Here is a 19,271-nt window from a genome sequence, read left to right as displayed (position 1 = left end):
TGTCCCATCTCGTGACCGGCCCTCGATCGAAGACATGTGCCACGTGCGGGCGGATCATCGCCGCGAGCGAGGTGTATTACCGCTTCACCCTCGTCCTCCAGGGTGAGCAGGACGTGCTCGACACGCCCGGCGGAGGCTCGGCGGACGAGCTCTCCTCGCTCCTGAAGCAGCTCGAGGAGAGCCCGGAGTCCCCCCAGGAATTGGAGGAACAGGTGCACTGGGAGCGCGCGGGCGTGGTGTGCTCGGCATGCCGCTCGCTGGTGGTGCGCACGCTGTCCTCGCCGCCTCCGGGCCCGGTCGGGCCCCACTGAGCTCAAGAGCTCGTCTCGGGCCCCTCGCGCGATACGTCGAGCCGATCGAAGGCGTGACCCAACCCCATCACGCCCAGCGCCACCTCGCCCACGAGCACCGCCGCCGCGACGAACCCCGCGAAGGGCAGCGCCCACGCCCCGAAGCCCAGGAACCGGTCCAGGACGAGCGCCACCAGCCCCGCCACGATCGCCGCGGGCAGCATCCCCACCAGCAGCACCACCAGCGTGCCCGCCAGCGTCAGCAACCGCTGGCCGAGCGCCTCGATGCCGCGCACCCGCTCACCTTCCGGCGGCAGCCAGGCCGGAAACAGCACCACGGCCGCGTTCTGCACGAAGAGCCCACCGAGGCTCACCGCCGGCAGCACCCAGATGGCACCCAGCCCACCCGCCGCCCACAGCACGGCGTACGCGCCTCCCTGCCACACCGAGAGCACCATCGCCGCCAGCACGAGCACCACCTGCGTCCCCCCGAGCAGCAGCGCGGGCGCGGCGATCTCCGCCGCCACCACCTGCCGCCCGGTGAGCGGCAGCGCCCGCAGCTGCTCCATCCGGGGCAGATCCATGCGCAGATCCACGCGCAGGGCGGACGGCCCGAAGAAGCTCAACATCACCGCGATGCCCGCGCACACCGGGGCCATGAACATGCGCACGTTGGCCACCATCTCCGCCGCGCCCCGGCTCGACATCATCGCGGCCACCAGCCCTCCCACCAGCCCCGCCACGAGCAGCCGCCCCGCCCCGCCCAGCCGCCGCGCCGCGATGAGGTTCTTCCAGACGAGCGCCACCTCCGGTCGGCCCGTGGACGCCAGCCGGAAGGGCGTCGCACCCGCGCGGATGAGCGTGGGACGGCCTCCCTGCCGCGAGAGCTGCTCCCGGAGGCGCGCGCGCTCCTCGGCCCTGAGCACCGCGGACTCCTCGAAGGACACCGAGGCCCTCATCACCCACACGTAATGCACGGCGAACAGCCCGAGCCCGAGCGGCAGGGCCTTCAAGAACCCCCACGCATCCGCCGCGAGCGGCAGGGCCACCAGCAACCGTCCCGGCCAGAGGGCCGGCAGGGCCAGCACCGTGGCGATCCAGCCCTCGAATTGCCGCGAGCCCCTCAGCTGCGCCGGATCGAACGAGGGCAGCTCCCGCAGCGCGGACAGCCCCGAGACGAGCATCCCGGCGAGCACGGCCGCGATCGCACCCCAGCGCAAGGCCGTCCCCACCCCGCCGCGCCGGGCGAGCCGCGTGCGCACGAAGGAGGCCCCCATCACGTGCAGGCTCACCGTGGCGAGCGTCACGCTGGTGCCCAGGAAGAAGAGCACGGGGTGCTTCGTCACCACGCGGCCCACGAAGAGCGTGGCGAAGAAGGCCGCCATCACCGCGCCGAACAGGCCTCGCACGAGCTTGTAGTGCAGCAGCCCCCGCCGGGACACGGGCGCGGGGAAGAGCTGCTGCACCTCCGTCTCGGAGAAGGTCAGCGCCGGCCGGTCCGGCCCCAGGGTCCAGGCGGAGAGGAGCGTCCCCAGCATCGCGGCCGTGAACAGGAAGTGGCTGAGGAGCTGGGGCACCTGGGGCATGCCCTCGTCACCCGCGGCGTGCAGCCGCCGCAGGAAGACGGAGTACACGTACATCCCTCCCACCAGCGCGCCCACGAGGTACTTCGGCTGCCGCAGCCGCCGCAGCTGGTGCAGCACCCGGTTGCGCGCCGTCGCCAGCCAGAGGAACACCACCGCGCGAGCGAAGCTCACGGCCTCCCCCGCTCCGGCCCCGCCTCGGGCGCCGCGCTGGTGATGCGGATGAAGAGCTCCTCCAGCGACGCCTCCGCTCCCTCGGGCCCGCTGAGGTGCTCGCGGATCTCCGAGAGTGTCCCGAGCGCCACCACCCGCCCTCCGGCGATGATGAGCAACCGGTGGCACAGCTCTTCCACCAGCGGCAGCAGGTGCGAGGAGAGCACCAGCGCCGTCCCCGCCTCCGCGCGCTGGCGCAGCGAGCCCTTCATGCGCCGGATGGCCAGCGGATCCAACCCCGTGAGCGGCTCGTCCAGGATGATGAGCCGGGGCGAGTGCAGGAAGCCGCACGCGATGGACAGCTTCTGCTTCATCCCGCGCGACAGCTCTCCGGGCAGCGCCTTCTCCTTGCCGGAGAGCTCCATCTCGTCCAACAGCGCCCGGGCCCGCTCCTCCCAGCCCTCCACCCCATACAGCCGCGCCACGAAGTTCAGGTGCTCCCAGACGGTGAGGTACTCGAAGAGACGCGGCTCGTCCGGCAGGAACGCCAGGGCCCGCTTGGCCTCCACGGACGAGGTCCCCAGGTCATGTCCAGCCACCGACACCCGCCCGGCCGAGGGTGGCAGGATGCCCGCCAGGCAGCGCAGCGTGGACGTCTTCCCCGCCCCGTTGGGCCCCACCAGCCCGAGCACCTCTCCCGGGGCGACCTGGAACGTCAGCCCCTGAACGGCCCGCACCTCTCCGTAGGTCTTCTCCAGCCCCTCCACCTGCAACACGGGCGTCGTCATTCGCTCCTCGGGCAGAACATCTGGAGCAAAATACGCGGTCGCCGGAGTGGATTCCAATGATGGCCACCTGGAGGGTGCATGCGGTTCATCGATGACCAGAAGCCTCCCTACGATCTCACGTACAACGACATCTTCATGGTGCCGGGCCGCTCGGAGGTGGGCTCCCGTCTCGACGTGGACCTGACGCCGGTCGACCGCCTGGGCACCACCATCCCCGTCGTCGTCTCCAACATGACGGCCGTGTCCGGCAAGCGCATGGCCGAGACGGTGGCGCGCCGCGGGGCCATCGCCGTGCTGCCGCAGGACATCCCGCTCGACATCGTCGAGAGCAACATCGCCTTCGTGAAGTCGCGTCACCCCATCTACGAGACGCCCATCACCCTGCGGCCCGGCGACACCATCCAGGAGGCGCTCAACCTCATCCACAAGCGCGCCCATGGCGCCGTCATCGTCGTCAACGAGCAGCAGGAGCCCGTCGGAGTCTTCACCGAGAACGATGCCGCCGGCTTCGATCGCTTCACCCAGCTCCACCGGGTGATGTCCCCCGAGCCCGTCTCCTTCGAGGACGGCACGCCGCTCGAGGCCATCTTCGAGAGCCTGGCCAGCAAGCGGCTCAGCTGCGCTCCCGTGGTGCGCGGGCGCCGGCTCATCGGCGTGGTGACGCGCAAGGGTGCCCTGCGCTCGACCCTCTACAAGCCCGCCCTGGATGCGAAGGGCCACCTGCTCATCGGCACGGCCATCGGCATCAACGGCGACGTGAAGGGCAAGGCCGAGGCCCTGCTGCGCGCGGGGACGGATCTGCTCGTCATCGACGTGGCGCACGGCCACCAGCGCAAGATGCTCGAGGTGGTGGAGACCATCCGCGGCCTCTCCCCCACCGTCCCCCTCATGGCCGGCAACGTCGTCACCCGCGAGGGCACGCGCGATCTCATCTCGGCCGGCGCGGACCTGGTGAAGGTGGGCGTGGGCCCCGGCGCCATGTGCACCACGCGCATGATGACCGGCGTGGGCCGGCCCCAGTTCTCCGCCGTGCTGGACTGCGCCGAGGCGGCGCGCAAGCTCGGCCGGTACATCTGCGCCGATGGGGGCATCCGCCACCCGCGCGACGTGGCGCTCGCGCTCGCCGCCGGCGCCGCCAACGTGATGATCGGCTCCTGGTTCGCCGGCACCTACGAGAGCCCCGCCGACACCCAGCGCGACAGCGACGGCCGCCTCTACAAGGAGAACTTCGGCATGGCCTCCCAGCGTGCCGTCAAGGCCCGCACCCGCACCGAGTCCCTCTTCGAGCGCGCCCGCAAGGAGCTCTTCGAGGAGGGCATCAGCACCTCGCGCATGTACCTGGATCCCGACCGCCCCGGCGTCGAGGACATCCTCGACCACATCATCGCGGGCGTGCGCAGCGCCTGCACCTACGCAGGTGCACGTACACTGGAAGAGTTCCACCACAACGCAGTGGTGGGAGTCCAGAGCCAGGCGGGCTATGAGGAAGGCCGCCCGGTGCGCACGAGTTGGTGAGTGGACCCCACACTTCTTCCTCGATTTCCGATACTTTACCCCCCGGAGCGGTTGACTGGCCGTGCGGGATGGGCGTGGACCGCGGCCACTTTGCGTATTTACGGGCAGTAGGGCCTCGGCCACATTGCCCACATATGCGTGCAATGGGAGACAAGCCACGCTCTGCGCGTGAGTCGGGACAGGCCGCCGTGGAATCGGCCTTCGTCCTACCGCTGTTCGTGTTCCTCATTCTCGGCATCCTGCAACTGGGGCTGATGCACCAGGCGCGGTTGATGACGAAGTACGCCGCCTACAAGGCCGTGCGCGCGGGAGCACTGCACAACGCCAACGAGGAGAAGATGGAGCGCGCGGCGGTGGCCGTGCTGCTTCCGATGGTGAGCCAGGATCGCGGCGGTGGCGAGTACATCAAGTCCATCAACAGCGCCTCCGACTTCAAGGCCAAGTGGTCCTGGAACGGGGTGCTGACGAACAAGATGCCGGACGCGAACCTGAAGTTCGCCAAGGTGACCGTCTGCGGCCCCCTGAAGAAAGAGTTCAGCGGCTCCGCGAAGGAAGTGGACTTCGACGACCCGGAGTTCTCCACCGGCGGCTACGAGGAGTGGCAGAAGGGCCAGCGCACCAAGCTGCGCATCCAGGTGACGTTCAACTACCGGATGCCCATCCCCTTCGCCAACTGGGTCATCCACGCCACGGCCCGCAACCGGGAAGTGCCCGAGCTGCTGCGCATGGGCAAGCCGGAGGGCGCCGAGCGCTCGCTGGCGCGCAAAGCCGGACTCTCGGGCGATCCCTATGCCGATGCGGCCCGGAAGGGTCTCTACATCATGCCCATCCGCGCCACCTACACCATGCGGATGCAGTCCAACCTCTACCTCACCAAGAACGGCCTGCCCGAGGAGAACAAATGCATCTTCACGTTCGTCAAAGGGAGCGAATCATGAAGAGAAGCTCCCGGCGCAGTGCGCGTGGTCAGGCGCTCGTACTCGGAGCCCTGTCCTTCCTGGTGCTGGCGCTGATGATGACGCTCAGCTTCAACCTCAGCCACGCGCTGCGCGAGAAGATGAGCCTGCAGCAGCACAGCGACTCGCTGGCCTACTCCATGGCCGTGGTCGAGGCGCGCGCCCTCAACTACTACGCCATCAGCAACCGGTCCATCGCCGCCACCTACGTGGCGTCCAACAGCATGCACGGGTACATGGCCGCGGCCAGCGTGACCGGTGACATCATGCGGGCCGGGCGCAACAACTTCTACGTGATCATGGCCCAGGAGTTCGCGCAGTGCGGCTGCTGGAGCTGCTTCATGCACTGCGTCCACGGACTGCAGGCCCTGAAGATCGCCGGCAAGTACAGCAAGGCCGCCTCCGACTACGACAACAAGGCCAAGAACCTGGACAGCAAGTTCACCCAGACCGTGAAGGGCCTGGACCGGATGGTGGACTTCATCCACGGCTCGCAGTCCATGGTGCACAAGAACACCATGCAGGCGCTCAAGGACGGCCAGTCCTACGGGCTGAGCGGGCTCAAGGACTACAACGCGCCCGGGGCGAGCACGCTGGTGTCCGCGGTGGGCGCCCTCAACGCCAATGAGTTCAACTGCGCGGTGGACGGCATGCCCTGCCCCGGCGGCGTGGCCAGCTCGGACACGAAGACGCGCGCGAAGGTGATGACCGAGGTGGCCAACGCCACCCGCTCCACCTGGCCCGCCAACCGCGGCCTCACCGGCAATCTGCCCACCCACCTCCACCCCAGCTTCCTCAACGAGGTGCGCAACATCCCCGGCGAGGGCACCAACTTCCCCCTCCCCGTGCACAAGGGCACCGCCAAGACGGTGCAGTCCTCCGGTGGCCTGAGCGGCGGCTCGGGCGGCGGCAACGAGGGCAAGATGATCGCCGCCGAGGAGTCGGGCATCATGGCCAACCAGTGGAAGCACGGCGCCATGGTCTGGCCCTACGAGGCGAGCGTGTCGAGCGACAGCGGCAGCGGCAACCACAAGCCGGGCGGCGCCCACTCCGGCAGCCACCAGTTCGAGGGCGTCAACACCAAGGGGCTCACCACCTGCATCATGTCCGGCAACTGCTTCATGAAGTTCCGCGCCGACGAGCAGAAGGACAACGACTTCGGCCAGCCGAGCGCCTACAGCTACGTCACCGACGACCTCCGGGTGGGTGACGCGGTCAAGGCCCCCTGGGAGCTCAACAGCTCCGCCACCGTCAACTTCGAGAACGGCGACTCCTCCGCCAGCATTACCCTCGCCGCGGGCCAGGCGGCGGCCCTCTCCAGGGCGCTCGTCTACTACCACCGCCTCGGGCAGAACGGCTGGAACGAGCCTCCCAACCTCTTCAACCCGTACTGGCGCGCCAAGTTGCACCCCTTCACCCAGGCCGAGGCACGCAAGGTGCTCACCGCCGCCAACAACACGGATGCCGCACAGCTGGTCCAGTCCGCCGGAGGGTTGTCGCTATGAGACAGGTTCTTGCTTCCCGGCGCGGGCCCTCCGCCCGCGGTGCCGCCTCGGTGGAGATGGCCCTGTGCATGCTGGTCATCATCCCCGTCTTCCTCTACTCCATCTTCCTGGATGACCTGCTGCGCTACTCCCTGGACCAGCAGGAGGCCGCCCTCTCCACGGTGTGGGATCTCACCGTGCAGGACTACGTCAAGCAGGGCGACCCCACCACCGTCCAGCACCATGCCCGCCTGATGTACTGCGATCACGAGTCCGGCAGGGATCGCTACGACGCGAGGGCTTCGGGCACGGACGCGAATGGCAATGCCTTCAACTCGTACGCCGACTGCGAGGGAGAGGATCACCACGACTCGCTGGCGGCGCACCAGTGCTGGATCAACCCCAACGCCAAGCAGGTGACGTGCACGGGCCCGGAGAAGGGCGCCGGCTCCGTCAACGCGGACACGCTGTTCAACGACTACCACGGCCAGTTCACCCAGGGCGGTCTCTACAGGTGCTCGGCACGGCTGGTGGTGGAGAACTACCTGCTGCCCAAGAGCTTCCTCCCCGAGTTCTCCGATGACCACGGCAAGGTGAACCTCACCAAGGATCAGTGGCAGGGCACCAGCATCCACGACAACGCGAAGCAGGGTACGGGCGGCAAGGACGGCAACGCCTACTTCATCAAGGAGCAGCGCCTGGCCATCATCACCGACACCTGGGCGCTGACGGAGCCGGCGGACCTCGACCCGGGCGAGAAGCGCTCGGGCGACATGTACGCGCGGGTGGCGAACATCTACCAGAACAACGCGAACGTCGGCTTCACGCAGATGACCGCGTCGGCCTCCTCCTTCTTCTCCTCGGCCTCGGGCTCGCTGCTCAACCCGGGCCTCGTGGGCTCGCTGTCGTCCCCCGGCAACTCGAATCCCGAGACGATGAACGCCGACGATCCGCGCCAGCCCAACATCTCCATCCACCCGACGAATGGGGCCCCCACCCAGAAGATCGACCAGGGCAAGGGCGGCAACCAGAACTACTTCAACTCCGAGTGGCGTGACTGGGACCAGGACCGCACCCAGAAGACGCACCAGGCGCGGGGCGGGTACTACATGGGCTGCAAGAACGCGGAGGAGTGCTGAAATGGCGGGCGAGCCGCGGCCGGCGGTTCGCGCCGCGGCGCTGCTGTTCTCGATGGCGGTCGTCGGCGGGCTGATCGGCTTCAGCTGGGAGCGTCTCGTGTACGAGGCCCCGGCGGACGTGATGGATCAAGTGACGCCGGACGACATGCTCACGCAGCCCGCGCGGCGCACGCGCACGCCCGAGCAGGAGGAGATCCTCCAGCGGGCGCTGTCGCACTTCCCGCCCTACCCTCGCGGGAGCCGCCCGGAGGTGCTCGCGGCGGACTACCTGGGCCCCGACGTGCCCATCGCCGTGGCGTGGTTCTCCACCGAGGACACGCCGGACCAGGTGCTGGCGCACTACAACAGCACGCTGCTGGACGCGGGGTTGCCCACCGTGGGCGAGCGCTACAGCGAGCACGCTGGCTACGTGGGCTACTGGAGCCCGGCCTCCGAGGACGTCCACCTGGTGTCGGTGCTGGCGCAGGGCGGGGAGACGCTGGTGTTCGTGTCGTCCGGACGGATGACGCGCATGCTGGAGGGCCCGCCGAAGGTGCCGGAGTGGATTCCCCTGCCGCTGGATGCCGAGGATGCCGCGGCGCTCACCTTCAAGCTCGAGGGCGGCACGCAGTACACTGTCTCCGCGCGGGTGCCGGATGGCACGGTGCCGGAGGTCACGGAGTTCTTCAGCAAGGCCCTCATCGAGCGGGGCTGGCGGGTGCAGAAGGTGAGCCCTCCCGACGACTCCAGCGTGCAGTTGGAAGTGCGCCGCGGCGAGGTACGCGGGATGGTGATGCTGCGCCGCCAGCCGCCCTCCCCCGAGGTGATGATCTACCTGTCGCTCACCGAGCGCTTGATGGAGGCCCCCCAAGGGGAGGCCCCGGAGAAGACGAGATGAAGACGAACCTGTGGAAGCCCCTGATGCTGCTGGCCGCCCTGTTCCTCGCGCACCCCGCCGCGGCGGAGCGTCCCGCGGAGTGCCAGAAGCGGTGCCAGAAGGACACGAAGGTGTGTGAGGACATCTGCAAGAAGCACGCGGGCAGTGGCGCGGACAAGTGCACCAAGGCCTGCAAGGACGAGGAGAAGGTGTGCACCGAGGAGTGCAAGAAATGAGAAGAACCAGCCTCCTGAAGCGAGCCCCTCGCGGCCAGTCGATGGTGGAGTACGTTGTGGTCGCGGCGGCGTTCCTGGGATTTACCGTGCTGGGTTGGCCGTTCCTCACCCAGCTGATCAACGCCCTGCACCGGTACTTCCAGTCGCTCTACTACATCATCCAGTCCCCCGTGCCTTGAGTGAGGTACCCACGGGGGCAAGAGGGAAAAACCCATGCACCCGAGACGTGTGGCTTCCTCCTCCCGGCGTTCCATCCTCGCGTGGGCCACGGTGCTGTCCGTGGCGACCACGCTCCCCGCGGGAGCGGCGGAGCCGGATGCCGTGCCCGGCATCTCGCACAAGCCCCTGCTGACGGTCCAGAAGCGCGCCCCCGAGCTGGAGCGCAAGGTGATGGGCGTGCTGGAGGGACTGCTGCGCACCCCGCAGCTGGCCGACCTGAAGGGGGCCAGCGCGCATCCGAGCGTCACCATCGAGCCGAACTCCAAGCTGAAGGTGACGAAGGCCAGCGTGTCGCTGCTGCTCAAGCCCATCTACAAGAACGACCGCGAGACCATCGTGGACAAGAAGACGGGCCGCTACCAGGGCGTGGGCGAGGGCAGCCTGCTGGAGATCCGCGTGAACGCCCTGTCGCGGCTCTCGTTCGATACCTCGATTCCCGACAACCTGTACTACGAGCCCACGCGCGTGAAGGATCACCAGGGACTGCCCGTCTACCGGGTCGGTGGGGAGACGCCCTTCCTGCTCATCACCGCCAAGGACCGGCATCCGTGGCGCCGCGTCACCGTCAGCGAGTACCTGGCCCGGCTGGTGCGTGAGGGGGGCTCGGACGCCGCGGAGGCGAAGAAGCAAGCGGCGCAGCTCACGGGCGGCGCTGGCGACAAGCCCGCGTGCGTGGCGAGGAAGCGCACGGAGATCGTGGGCAACTGCGAGGGCCCCAACGCCACCTACTACATCACCTGGAACTCGAAGTACTTCGATCCCAAGAAGCCGGACGCCATCCAGCTGGTCATCGTCTACATGGGGCACGCCTCGCACAAGACCCAGGACGAGCGCTACTACCAGCAGCACCCGTTGGATCCGTTCACCCAGTTGGCGAGGGCCTACGAGCAGTACGACTGGAGCCAGGTGGCGCGCCTCGTGGAGTGAGCCGCGCCCCCGATTCGCGTGACGCTCAGTCCAGGAAGAAGTCCGGCAGCGGCTGCGTGCCGGGCTTCACCAGGTACTTCGCGAAGTCCGTCACCCCGGCCTCGCGTAGCAGGTCCTCGTCGATGAAGAAGTGGCCGGTGCAGGAGCGGCTGTCCCGGGTGAGGATGGCGTGGGCCGCGTCGGCCATGATCTCCGGGGTGCGGCTGGCCTGCATCATCTCCTCGCCGCCGATCATGTTGATGGCGGCGGTGGCGATGACGGTGCGGGGCCAGAGCGCGTTGAAGGCCACGCCCTGCTCACGGAACTCCTCGGCCATGCCGAGCACGCACATGCTCATGCCGTACTTGGCCATGGTGTAGGCCACGTGGTTCTGGAACCACCTGGGCTTCATGTTGAGCGGCGGCGAGAGCGTGAGGACGTGCGGGTTCTTCGCCTTGAGCAGCTCGGGCAGACAGGCCTGGGTGGTGGCGTAGGTGCCCCGCACGTTGACGCCGAACATCAGGTCGAACTTCTTCATCGGCGTCTCCAGCGTGCCCGTCAGGCTGATGGCGCTGGCGTTGTTCACGAGGATGTCGATGCCGCCGAAGCGCTCCACCGCCTGCTTCACGGCGTCGCGGATCTGCTCCTCGAAGCGGATGTCCACCATCAGCGCCAGCGCCTTGCCACCCTCGCGCTCGATCTCCTCGGCGGCCGTGAAGATGGTGCCGGGCAGCTTGGGGTGGGGCTCGGCCGTCTTCGCGGCGATGACGACGTTGGCTCCGTCCCGGGCCGCGCGCTTCGCGATGGCCAGACCGATACCCCGGCTCGCGCCGGTGATGAACAGGGTCTTCCCCTTCAGAGTGCTCATAGCGGGTCCTTTCTCCCTCCCCCCTTCCGTACTGCGTCCCGGTGGGGATGGCCAGCGGCTCGGGCGCGAGGCGGGCATCCAGCGGAGGGCCCGGCTCCCCCCTGGCGTCGTCTCCAGGCACCCGGCTGCCCTAAGCTCCCGGTCCGGAGAGTCCCGGGGATTCGCCCGCGGGTCTCCATCATGGAGCCGAGATGAGCACTGAATCGAAGAAGCCCTCGTTGTACGAGCGGCTGGGGGGCATCTATGCCATCGCCGCGGTCGTGGACACCTTCATCGACCGCATCATGGTCGACCCCACCCTCAACGCGAACCCGCTGGTGGACGAGGCGCACCACCGCGTGTCGAAGGCCGGCTTCAAGTACCTGGTGACGGAGATGGTGGGCCAGGTGACGGGCGGACCCCAGCGCTACACGGGGCGCACGATGATGGACTCGCACAAGCACCTGAACATCACGCCCGCCGAGTGGGACGTGTTCGCCGCCCACTTCAAGGCCGTGCTGGACCAGTACAACGTCCCGGCCGCCGAGCAGCAGGAGCTCTTCGCCATCGTCGGCAGCACCCGCCCGGACATCGTGGTGGAGGGCCCGGTGGCCAAGGCCAGCTGAGCCCCTCGTTCCCCGAGGCCGGAAGCCGCGATCGCTCGACGGTTTCCGGCCCCGGCCCTGCTCAACGGCGAGGACTCACTTCTTCGCCGGCTGCTTCGTCCCGGCGGAACCCGGGACCGGGAAGCCGCGCTTGCGCATCAGGGCGTTGATGCCGGCCTCGCGGCCACGGAAGGCGCGGTAGCCGTCCGCCGGATCCACCGTGTTGCCCACCGAGAAGACGTTCTTGCGGAGACGCTCGGCCACCGCCGCGTCGTAGGGACCCTTGCCCTCGGTGAAGGTCTCGAAGGCATCCGCCGTGAGCGTGTCCGACCACAGGTAGCTGTAGTAGCCCGCCGAGTAGCCGTCACCCGCGAACACGTGGGTGAACTGCGGCGTGCGGTGCCGCATGACGATCTCCTTCGGCATGCCGAGCGCCGTCAGCGTGTCGCGCTCGAAGGCGTCCGGATCGATCTTCTTGTCGCCCGCCAGGTGCAGCTTCATGTCCACCAGCGCGGCCGACAGGTACTCCACCGTGCCGAAGCCCTGGTTGAAGGTGTCCGCCTTCTTGATCTTCGCCACCAGCTCCTGGGGGATGGGCTTGCCCGTCTGGTAGTGCAGCGCGTACTTGTTGAGCACCTCGGGGGTGGAGAGCCAGTGCTCCAGCAGCTGCGAGGGGAACTCCACGTAGTCGCGCGCCACCGACGTGCCCGAGAGCGTCGGGTACGTCACGTTGGAGCTCAGGCCGTGCAGGGCGTGGCCGAACTCGTGGAACAGGGTCTCCGCGTCGGTCCAGCTGATGAGCAGCGCCTCGCCCGGCTTGCCCTTCACGAAGTTGGCGTTGTTGGAGACGATCGTGGTGACCTCGCCCCGGAACCGCTCCTGGTTGCGGTACGCGTTCATCCACGCGCCCGAGCGCTTGCCGGGCCGCGCGTACGGATCGAAGTACCACAGGCCCACGTGCTTGCCGCTGGTCCGGTCCTTCACCTCCCAGACGCGCACGTCGGGGTGGTACACGGGCAGGCCCTCCACCGGCGTGAACGAGAAGCCGAACAGCTCACCGGCGACCCAGAACATGCCCTCGCGCAGCTTCTCCAGCTGCAGGTACGGCTTCACCTCGTTCTCATCCAGGTCGTACTTCGCCTTGCGGACCTTCTCCGCGTAGTAGCGGTAGTCCCAGGGCTCGATCTTCAGCTTCGCGCCTTCCTTGTTGGCCACCGCCTGCATGTCGGCGACCTCCTCGTGCGCGCGGGCCACGGCCGGAGTCCAGACCGCCTCCATCAGCTGCATGGCGCGCTCGGGCGTGCGGGCCATGGTGTTCTCGAGCCGCCAGTGGGCATGGGTCGGGTAGCCCAGGAGCTTCGCGCGCTCGGCGCGCAGCTGGAGGATCTCGGAGATGATCTTGTTGTTGTCACGCGCGTCGCCGTTGTCGCCGCGGTTGACGTAGTTGCGCCAGACCTTCTCCCGCAGCTCCCTCCGGGACGAGTAGGTCAGGAACGGCTCCATGGAGGAGCGCGTGTTGGTGATGACCCACTTGCCCTTCATGCCGCGCGACTCGGCCGCGGCGGCGGCACCCGCGCGCACGGAGTCGGGCAGTCCGGCCAGGTCCGCCTCCGACTCGAGGACGACGACGTAGTTCTCCTCGTCGGCCAGCACGTTCTGGCCGAAGTCCGTGTAGAGCGAGGCGAGGCGCTGGTTGAGGTCCACCAGGCGCTTCTTGGCCGCCTCGTCGAGCTTCGCGCCCGAGCGGACGAAGTTGGTGTAGACGAGCCACGTCAGGCGCTGCTGCTCGGGCGTCAGCTTCGCCTTCTCGGGCGAGTTGTAGACGGCCTCGATGCGCTTGAAGAGCTTCTCGTTCTGGGTGATCTCGTCGGAGAAGGCGGACAGCTTGGGCGCCATCTCCCGCTCGATGGCCTGGAACTCCGGCCCGTTCATCGCCGAGCTCCAGATGCCGAAGACCGTGCCCACGTCGCCCAGGGTGCGCCCGGTGTCCTCCACCGCGGCGATGGTGTTCTCGAAGGTGGGGGCCTCCGGGTTGTTGGCGATCGCGGCGACCTCCCGGCGGTTCTCCTCCATCGAGGCCTCGAGCGCGGGCTTGAAGTGCTCGAGCCTGGCCTTGTCGAAGGCCGGCACTCCGCCGTACGGGCCGGTCCATTTGGCCAACAGCGGGTTCTGCACCGGGGCGGCCGCGGGAGTCGAGGCGGCGGCCGCGGCGGGCTGGTCATCGGATGCCACTCGGACCTCCTGGTGGGTCGTCGCGCAGGCGGCGGACACGATCGCGGCCGCGCCCGCGCCGGCGAAGAGAAGCTTACGCATGTGAGGAATGTCTCCAGTCGGGATGGACGGTGAAGCGGGGGCGGAGCCTAACGGGAACGGGCTGGGAGTCGAGCGGAGGAATCCTGTTGAATGAATGAATCTCCAGGCTTCCACGAGCATGTCTGCTCGCCCGGCGGCCCGGTCCGGGAGAAGATGTCGGCCCTCCCCTCTCCCTGGGAACAATCATGAATCCGACCGATTCCCGCATCACACTCGAAATTCGCGGAACGCTCGCGCTGATCGGCGTCAACCGCCCCGACAAGCGCAATGCTTTCGATATCGGGATGCTCCGGGCCTTCGGCACGGCGATGACCGAGGCGGACCGGCACCCCGACGTGCGCTGCATGGTGGTGCTCGCCGAGGGCGAGCACTTCTCGGCCGGGTTGGATCTGGCCAGCGTGGGACCCGCCGTGGCGCGCGGGGAGCGGATCTTCCCCGAGGGAATCATCGACCCGTGGGCCATCCAGGGCGAGGTGCGGACGAAGCCGCTCATCGTCGCGGTGCAGGGCACGTGCTACACGCTCGGCATCGAGCTCATCCTGGCGGCGGACATCGCCGTGGCCTCCGAGGACACGCGCTTCGGGCAGATCGAGATCAAGCGCGGCATCTTCCCGTTCGGTGGCGCCACCCTGCGCTTCCCGCAGGTGGCCGGCTGGGGCAACGCCATGCGCTGGCTGCTCACCGGCGACGAGTTCGACGCGAAGGAGGCCCACCGCATCGGGCTCGTCCAGGAGGTCGTCGCGCGTGGCCTCCAGCGGGAGCGGGCCCTCGCCCTCGCGGAGACGGTGGCGAAGCAGGCGCCCCTGGGCGTGAGGGCCACGCTCGCCTCGGCGCGCCAGACGCTGCTCGAGGGCCCCGAGGCCGCCCGGCGCGCCCTGCTGCCCAAGCTGCTCGAGGTCTCCGCCAGCGAGGATGCCCAGGAGGGTGTCCGCTCGTTCATCGAGCGCCGCGAGGCCCGCTTCACGGGCCGCTGAGTCCCCTCCCCGGCTCGCCTCGCGGTGCGATTGCCGTTGCCCCACGCGAGGCAGAGCTTGTCGGCGCCGTAATCGAGGGGGGCGTACATGAAAGACTGGAAGAAGCGGACGCCGTTCAGGGCGTGGTGTGGGAGTGTGTTGCTCGGGGCGTTGGTGACGGCCTGCGGCCCCGTACCCGAAGGCGACGCGCCGGAGAACGGGTCAACTGTCGAGGAGAACGCGGTGGATGAGACCTCCTCACCCGAGGGGCTCGCCGCGAAGGGAGGCTCCGGGTCACGCGGAATGCCCACCCTTCCCCGGACGCTGGCGACGAGTGGACCGGCCGTGGGGTACGGTGGTGGCAAGTACCTGGTGGTCTGGGAGGACGTACGCGAGGGCGCTGTCTACGGCTCGCGCATGAGGCCGGATGGCACCCTGCTCGATCCGGTGGGCTTCCGCATCAACATCAGTGACGAGATTCCAGGCGGAACCCCCTCCATCGCCTATGACGGCGAGAACTTCGTGGTCGTCTGGGAGGCGGATGGCGTCTCCGGCGTGCGCGTGAGCCCGGATGGCACCGTGCTCGGCCCGGTGTTCAACGTCATCACCTCTGGCGAGGTCTTCGAGCCGGTGGGCATCGCCTGCTCCAGGGAGCTGTGTCTGGTGAGCTTCACGGTCACGGGTGATGACCAGTCCCTCATCTACCTCAGAGGCGTCCTGCCCGATGGCACGGTCATCGAGGAGGACGGCGAAGAGAGATTCCACTTCCTGGGCGATCCGCGTGGGTACGCGTTCGACTCCTCGGTGGCGTGGAATGGCAGGGAGTTCCTGGTCGTCTGGTCGGACTCACGCGGAGGGTTGGAGACGCCCGACATCTATGGTGCGCGGGTCGCGGCGGACGGCTCGGTGACCGCGCCGCTGGGCTTCCCCATCTCCACCGCCCCGGGAGCGCAGATCGACCCGGACGTGACCTGGACGGGACGCCGCTTCCTCACCGTCTGGGAGGATCGTCGCGGCGGGGGCTCCGACATCTTCGGCGCTCGCGTGCGCCGGGACACACGGGTGGATGATCCGGAGGGGCTGCCCATCGCCACCTCGTCCGCCGCGGAGAGCGCTCCGGCCGTGGCCCACCACAACTCCAAGTCGCTGGTCGTCTGGAGGAGCCTGAGCGAGGGCACCTCTTCCATCCGGGGGGCGCGGATCACCGAGGATGGCGAGTCGAGGGATCCCAGCGGCTTCCAGATCTCCTCCCCCGGCCGGGATGCCGACTTCAACCCGGACGTGGCCTATGGAGGCTCGCGCTTCCTGAGCGTCTACGCGAGGGCGAGCTCTCCCGAGGAGCGCCCCTTCCTCGTCGTGGGCTCGCGGGTGGATCACGACACGGACGTGCACCGCGAGACGACCTTCACCCGCTATTTCGAGCCGTCCACGCCCAACCTCATCCAGAACGGGAGCTTCGAGTCCGGCTACGACGGCCCTCCCGAACTCTGGAAGACCCTGGAGGTGGGGGAGACCATTCCCGGGGGCTGGGTCGTCACGCTCGGAAACGTGGACTGGCATGATGGCTCGTCGCTAGGCGCCTCGGATGGCCGGCGCGACGTCGACCTGAGTGGCAGCACGAGGGGGGCTCTCGCGCAGACCTTCCCCACGACGCCCGGACGCACGTACCTGCTGACCTTCGATCTCGCCGGCAACCCGGCCATCGTCTGCGGCGCGGATCTCAAGTTCATGGCGATCACCGTGGGAAGCGTGTTCGAGTCCTACACGTACGACACGGCGCCCTACGCGGATGACTTCACGGGTCTGCGCTGGCGACCCCAGGCGGTGCTGTTCACGGCGACCGGCTCGACGACCACCGTCACCTTCGAGAGCGGGAATGACTCGTGTGGCGGCCCGGCGATCGACAACGTGGCCGTGAGACTCCTGCCTCCGGGCTACTGAAATTCCCGATGAAGCGCGGAGAGGAATGTCGGCCGTGCGTGTTAAGACTGAGTGACCTGCCCGGTAGACCCGGCGCACGAACCGACCCTCTCCGCCTTCCACCATGACCGCTGCCCAGACCGCCAAGAAGCTCCTCGCCCGCCTGCGCGAGGCCCACCCCGATGCCCGCTACGAGCTCAACTGGAGCACGCCCTTCGAACTGCTCGTCGCCACCATCCTGGCCGCGCAGTGCACCGACGAGCGCGTCAACCGGGTGACCGCCACCCTCTTCCAGAAGTACCGCGGCCCCCAGGCCTTCGCCGACGCCGACACCGCCGGGCTCGAGGAGGACCTCAAGCCCACCGGCTTCTTCAAGCAGAAGACCAAATCCGTCCAGGCCATGAGCCGCGCACTGCTCGAGAACTTCCGGGGTGAGGTGCCCAAGACGATCGAGGAGCTGATCACCCTCCCCGGCGTGGCCCGCAAGACGGCCAACGTGGTGCTCAACACCGCGTTCAACCTCCCCTCGGGCATCATCGTCGACACGCACGTGGCCCGGGTCAGCCAGCGCATGGGCCTCACCAAGAAGGAGAAGGGCGAGGAGATCGAGAAGGATCTCATGAAGCTGGTCCCCCAGGACGCGTGGACCTTCTTCGGGCCCGCCACCGTGTTGCACGGCCGTTACACCTGCACGGCCCGCAAGCCCAAGTGCGACGCCTGCCCCGTCAACGACATCTGCCCGAAGATCGGGCTCGAGTAGGCGCCGCACCCCGGCGGCTCAGCGGAGGAAGTCCTCGATCTCCTTCTGCTCGGAGGGCGAGAGCCGGAAGTCCATGGCGCCGATGAAGCCGTCCACCTGCTCGGCGCTGCGGGCTCCCACGATGGCGCCGGTGACGGCCGAATGCCGCAGCGTCCACGCGATGGCGACGTCGGTGGGCGCATGCCCGTGCCGCGCGCCGATCTCCCTCAGCTTCTCCACCAGCGCCAGGTGCTTGGACAGCTTGGGCTCCTGGAAGTCCGAGCTGCGCCGCCGCCAGTCATCCTGGGGGAACTTCGCGATGCGCTCGCGCGTCATCGCCCCCGTCAGCAGGCCCGACGCCATGGGCGAGTACACGATGACGCCGATGCGCTGCCGCTCGCAGTACGGGAGGATCTCCTTCTCGATGTCCCGGTGGATGAGCGAGTACGGTGGCTGCAGCGAGGTGATGGGCGCGATGCCGTGCGCCAGCTCCATCTGCTTCACGTTGAAGTTGGAGACGGCGATCCACCGGACCTTGCCCTGGCGCTGCAGCTCGGCCATGGCCTTCCAGCCCTCCTCGATGCCCTTGAGGGAGTCGCCCTCGAGCGGCCAGTGGATCTGGTAGAGGTCGATGGTGTCCACCTGGAGCCGGCGCAGGCTCGCCTCGCACTCGCGCCGGATGGAGTCCGCGCTGATGTCGTTGCGGACCTGCCGGTTCGAGTCCCAGACGAGGCCGCACTTGGTGAAGATGTACGGCTTGCTCGAGCGGCCCTTCAGGGCGCGCGCGACGACCTCCTCCGAGTGGCCGAGCCCGTACACGGCGGCGGTGTCGATCCAGTTGATGCCGCGCTCGAGCGAGCGGTGGATGGCGCGGATGGACTGCTCGTCATCCTGCGGCCCCCAGGCGAAGGCCCAGTCCCCGCCACCAATGGCCCAGGCGCCGAAGCCAATCGGCGTGATGTGAAGATCCGAATTACCGAGTTGCCGCTTCTCCATAGGTGCGTGCCTCTCCTTGTTTCACTTGTTGGCGCGGGCCACCCGGGCGAAGTGGTGGGCGAGCCGCTCGAGGATTTCACGGGCCTCGGGCTCGGCCGCGCGCAGCTTGGGCAGCTGGGAGCGCAGCTCGTCCAGGTCCTTCTCGTACAGCTCGACCAGCTCCTCCGCCCCCTCGGTGAACCAGCGATCCAGCTCGTCCGCGGTGAGCTCCAGGTGGAACTGGAACCCGTACGAGTCGCCGAGCCGGAAGGCCTGCTGCGAGTAACGATCCGTCGAGGCCAGGAGCGTGGCCCCCTGCACGGGCTTGAAGGTGTCCTGGTGCCAATGGGCCACGGTGGTGCGCGGACGCACACCGGCGAGGACCGGATCGGCCAGACCCTCCTTCGTCCAGCGCACGGGCGCCACCCCCACCTCCAGCCCGTTCTTGCCGACGAAGACCTCGGAGCCGGCCGCGGCCGCCAGGAGCTGCGCGCCCAGGCAGATGCCGAGCACCGGCAGCCCGAGCGCGAGCCGCTCGGTGAGCAACGCCAGCTCCTCGCCCAGGAAGGGGTGGCGCTCCGCCTCGTAGACGCCCATGGGGCCCCCGAGCACCACCACCAGCTCCGCGTCCACGTCCTCACGCTTCACGGTGCGGAAGCGCTTCACCAGCGTGAAGCCCGCCGCCTCCAGGGCGGGAGCGAGCAGTCCCGGGCCCTCGTGTTCCTCGTGCTGCATCACCACCGCGCGCATGGCGCCTCCTGGGACGGAGTCCGCGCCTAGCCTACCCCCGGGGG

19 protein-coding genes are annotated in these 19,271 nt (G+C 68.5%); 13 read left to right on the top strand and 6 right to left on the bottom strand.

The genetic code is table 11. The annotated features are described in order from the left end of the window. The first annotated feature begins 11 nt into the window (after positions 1–11). Positions 12–311 (top strand): hypothetical protein, encoded by a 300-nt coding sequence (locus tag NR810_RS07295; RefSeq protein WP_257449407.1) that lies wholly within the window; start codon positions 12–14, stop codon positions 309–311. A gap of 2 nt (positions 312–313) precedes the next feature. Here the strand turns inward: NR810_RS07295 and NR810_RS07290 are convergent, their stop codons facing one another. Continuing rightward, positions 314–2,047 carry a putative ABC exporter domain-containing protein gene (locus NR810_RS07290; protein WP_257449405.1) on the bottom strand — a complete coding sequence of 578 codons (1,734 nt, stop codon included), beginning with the start codon at positions 2,045–2,047 and terminating at the stop codon, positions 314–316. Continuing rightward, positions 2,044–2,814: an ABC transporter ATP-binding protein gene (locus NR810_RS07285; RefSeq protein WP_257449403.1), complete on the bottom strand. Its 771-nt coding sequence runs from the start codon at positions 2,812–2,814 to the stop codon at positions 2,044–2,046. The genes NR810_RS07290 and NR810_RS07285 overlap by 4 nt, the downstream gene beginning before the upstream one ends. Before the next feature lie 78 nt (positions 2,815–2,892). Between NR810_RS07285 and NR810_RS07280 the strand changes: the two genes are divergently transcribed. The 8 genes from NR810_RS07280 to NR810_RS07245 all read left to right on the top strand — a co-directional run bounded on the left by NR810_RS07280 (position 2,893) and on the right by NR810_RS07245 (position 10,146). After that, positions 2,893–4,329, top strand: coding sequence for a GuaB1 family IMP dehydrogenase-related protein (locus tag NR810_RS07280; RefSeq protein ID WP_257449401.1), 1,437 nt, complete (start codon positions 2,893–2,895; stop codon positions 4,327–4,329). Positions 4,330–4,463: 134 nt separating this feature from the next. Next, positions 4,464–5,267, top strand: a complete 804-nt coding sequence (locus NR810_RS07275) for a TadE/TadG family type IV pilus assembly protein (RefSeq protein WP_306817976.1) — start codon at positions 4,464–4,466, stop codon at positions 5,265–5,267. Further along, positions 5,264–6,790 carry a TadE/TadG family type IV pilus assembly protein gene (locus tag NR810_RS07270; RefSeq protein WP_257449399.1) on the top strand — a complete coding sequence of 509 codons (1,527 nt, stop codon included), beginning with the start codon at positions 5,264–5,266 and terminating at the stop codon, positions 6,788–6,790. Before NR810_RS07275 ends, NR810_RS07270 begins: the two co-directional genes overlap by 4 nt. Then, the gene (locus tag NR810_RS07265; RefSeq protein WP_257449398.1) at positions 6,787–7,908 is read left to right on the top strand and encodes a hypothetical protein; all 1,122 of its coding nucleotides are present in this window, start codon (positions 6,787–6,789) and stop codon (positions 7,906–7,908) included. The genes NR810_RS07270 and NR810_RS07265 overlap by 4 nt, the downstream gene beginning before the upstream one ends. Position 7,909: 1 nt before the next feature. After that, positions 7,910–8,785, top strand: a complete 876-nt coding sequence (locus NR810_RS07260; protein ID WP_257449397.1) for a hypothetical protein — start codon at positions 7,910–7,912, stop codon at positions 8,783–8,785. Further along, positions 8,782–9,000 (top strand): hypothetical protein, encoded by a 219-nt coding sequence (locus tag NR810_RS07255; protein WP_257449396.1) that lies wholly within the window; start codon positions 8,782–8,784, stop codon positions 8,998–9,000. The genes NR810_RS07260 and NR810_RS07255 overlap by 4 nt, the downstream gene beginning before the upstream one ends. Further along, the gene (locus NR810_RS07250; RefSeq protein ID WP_257449394.1) at positions 8,997–9,179 is read left to right on the top strand and encodes a hypothetical protein; all 183 of its coding nucleotides are present in this window, start codon (positions 8,997–8,999) and stop codon (positions 9,177–9,179) included. Before NR810_RS07255 ends, NR810_RS07250 begins: the two co-directional genes overlap by 4 nt. 34 nt (positions 9,180–9,213) lie before the next feature. After that, positions 9,214–10,146 (top strand): DUF4448 domain-containing protein, encoded by a 933-nt coding sequence (locus NR810_RS07245; protein WP_257449392.1) that lies wholly within the window; start codon positions 9,214–9,216, stop codon positions 10,144–10,146. Positions 10,147–10,171: 25 nt separating this feature from the next. On the opposite strand, the gene NR810_RS07240 is transcribed toward NR810_RS07245, so the two are convergent. Continuing rightward, positions 10,172–10,993, bottom strand: a complete 822-nt coding sequence (locus tag NR810_RS07240) for an SDR family oxidoreductase (RefSeq protein ID WP_257449390.1) — start codon at positions 10,991–10,993, stop codon at positions 10,172–10,174. A gap of 191 nt (positions 10,994–11,184) precedes the next feature. Here NR810_RS07240 and NR810_RS07235 point away from each other — a divergent pair, with 191 nt between their 5' ends. After that, complete coding sequence (locus NR810_RS07235) at positions 11,185–11,598, top strand: group I truncated hemoglobin (RefSeq protein ID WP_257449388.1); 414 nt, start codon at positions 11,185–11,187, stop codon at positions 11,596–11,598. 75 nt (positions 11,599–11,673) lie between these two features. Here NR810_RS07235 and NR810_RS07230 read toward each other — a convergent pair whose 3' ends face one another. Then, positions 11,674–13,890, bottom strand: a complete 2,217-nt coding sequence (locus NR810_RS07230; RefSeq protein ID WP_257449385.1) for a M3 family metallopeptidase — start codon at positions 13,888–13,890, stop codon at positions 11,674–11,676. 185 nt (positions 13,891–14,075) lie between these two features. Here NR810_RS07230 and NR810_RS07225 point away from each other — a divergent pair, with 185 nt between their 5' ends. The 3 genes from NR810_RS07225 (at position 14,076) to nth (ending at position 17,523) form a co-directional block, all read left to right on the top strand. Further along, positions 14,076–14,864 carry a crotonase/enoyl-CoA hydratase family protein gene (locus NR810_RS07225; RefSeq protein ID WP_257449383.1) on the top strand — a complete coding sequence of 263 codons (789 nt, stop codon included), beginning with the start codon at positions 14,076–14,078 and terminating at the stop codon, positions 14,862–14,864. 87 nt (positions 14,865–14,951) lie between these two features. Continuing rightward, positions 14,952–16,784 (top strand): choice-of-anchor C family protein, encoded by a 1,833-nt coding sequence (locus NR810_RS07220; RefSeq protein WP_257449381.1) that lies wholly within the window; start codon positions 14,952–14,954, stop codon positions 16,782–16,784. 103 nt (positions 16,785–16,887) lie between these two features. Next, positions 16,888–17,523 carry an endonuclease III gene (gene nth, locus NR810_RS07215; RefSeq protein ID WP_257449379.1) on the top strand — a complete coding sequence of 212 codons (636 nt, stop codon included), beginning with the start codon at positions 16,888–16,890 and terminating at the stop codon, positions 17,521–17,523. A gap of 18 nt (positions 17,524–17,541) precedes the next feature. On the opposite strand, the gene NR810_RS07210 is transcribed toward nth, so the two are convergent. Together NR810_RS07210 and NR810_RS07205 are read right to left on the bottom strand one after the other, a co-directional pair. Beyond that, entirely contained in the window at positions 17,542–18,498 is a 957-nt protein-coding gene (locus NR810_RS07210; protein WP_257449377.1) for an aldo/keto reductase, read from the bottom strand. Positions 18,499–18,519: 21 nt separating this feature from the next. After that, positions 18,520–19,227: a glutamine amidotransferase-related protein gene (locus NR810_RS07205; protein ID WP_257449375.1), complete on the bottom strand. Its 708-nt coding sequence runs from the start codon at positions 19,225–19,227 to the stop codon at positions 18,520–18,522. Positions 19,228–19,271: the final 44 nt, after the last annotated feature.

Source organism: Archangium lipolyticum, assembly GCF_024623785.1.
Classification (GTDB): Bacteria; Myxococcota; Myxococcia; order Myxococcales; family Myxococcaceae; genus Archangium; species Archangium lipolyticum.
This window is presented reverse-complemented; position numbering and strand designations above follow the sequence as displayed.

Coding starts and splice junctions, on each gene's coding strand:
- nth (WP_257449379.1), top strand. CDS start 16,888: ATGACCGCTGCCCAGACCGCCAAGAAGCTCCTCGCCCGCCTGCGCGAG.
- NR810_RS07275 (WP_306817976.1), top strand. CDS start 4,464: ATGCGTGCAATGGGAGACAAGCCACGCTCTGCGCGTGAGTCGGGACAG.
- NR810_RS07205 (WP_257449375.1), bottom strand. CDS start 19,227: ATGCGCGCGGTGGTGATGCAGCACGAGGAACACGAGGGCCCGGGACTG.
- NR810_RS07245 (WP_257449392.1), top strand. CDS start 9,214: ATGCACCCGAGACGTGTGGCTTCCTCCTCCCGGCGTTCCATCCTCGCG.
- NR810_RS07255 (WP_257449396.1), top strand. CDS start 8,782: ATGAAGACGAACCTGTGGAAGCCCCTGATGCTGCTGGCCGCCCTGTTC.
- NR810_RS07260 (WP_257449397.1), top strand. CDS start 7,910: ATGGCGGGCGAGCCGCGGCCGGCGGTTCGCGCCGCGGCGCTGCTGTTC.
- NR810_RS07210 (WP_257449377.1), bottom strand. CDS start 18,498: ATGGAGAAGCGGCAACTCGGTAATTCGGATCTTCACATCACGCCGATT.
- NR810_RS07250 (WP_257449394.1), top strand. CDS start 8,997: ATGAGAAGAACCAGCCTCCTGAAGCGAGCCCCTCGCGGCCAGTCGATG.
- NR810_RS07225 (WP_257449383.1), top strand. CDS start 14,076: ATGAATCCGACCGATTCCCGCATCACACTCGAAATTCGCGGAACGCTC.
- NR810_RS07230 (WP_257449385.1), bottom strand. CDS start 13,890: ATGCGTAAGCTTCTCTTCGCCGGCGCGGGCGCGGCCGCGATCGTGTCC.
- NR810_RS07280 (WP_257449401.1), top strand. CDS start 2,893: ATGCGGTTCATCGATGACCAGAAGCCTCCCTACGATCTCACGTACAAC.
- NR810_RS07240 (WP_257449390.1), bottom strand. CDS start 10,993: ATGAGCACTCTGAAGGGGAAGACCCTGTTCATCACCGGCGCGAGCCGG.
- NR810_RS07285 (WP_257449403.1), bottom strand. CDS start 2,814: ATGACGACGCCCGTGTTGCAGGTGGAGGGGCTGGAGAAGACCTACGGA.
- NR810_RS07265 (WP_257449398.1), top strand. CDS start 6,787: ATGAGACAGGTTCTTGCTTCCCGGCGCGGGCCCTCCGCCCGCGGTGCC.
- NR810_RS07220 (WP_257449381.1), top strand. CDS start 14,952: ATGAAAGACTGGAAGAAGCGGACGCCGTTCAGGGCGTGGTGTGGGAGT.
- NR810_RS07270 (WP_257449399.1), top strand. CDS start 5,264: ATGAAGAGAAGCTCCCGGCGCAGTGCGCGTGGTCAGGCGCTCGTACTC.
- NR810_RS07235 (WP_257449388.1), top strand. CDS start 11,185: ATGAGCACTGAATCGAAGAAGCCCTCGTTGTACGAGCGGCTGGGGGGC.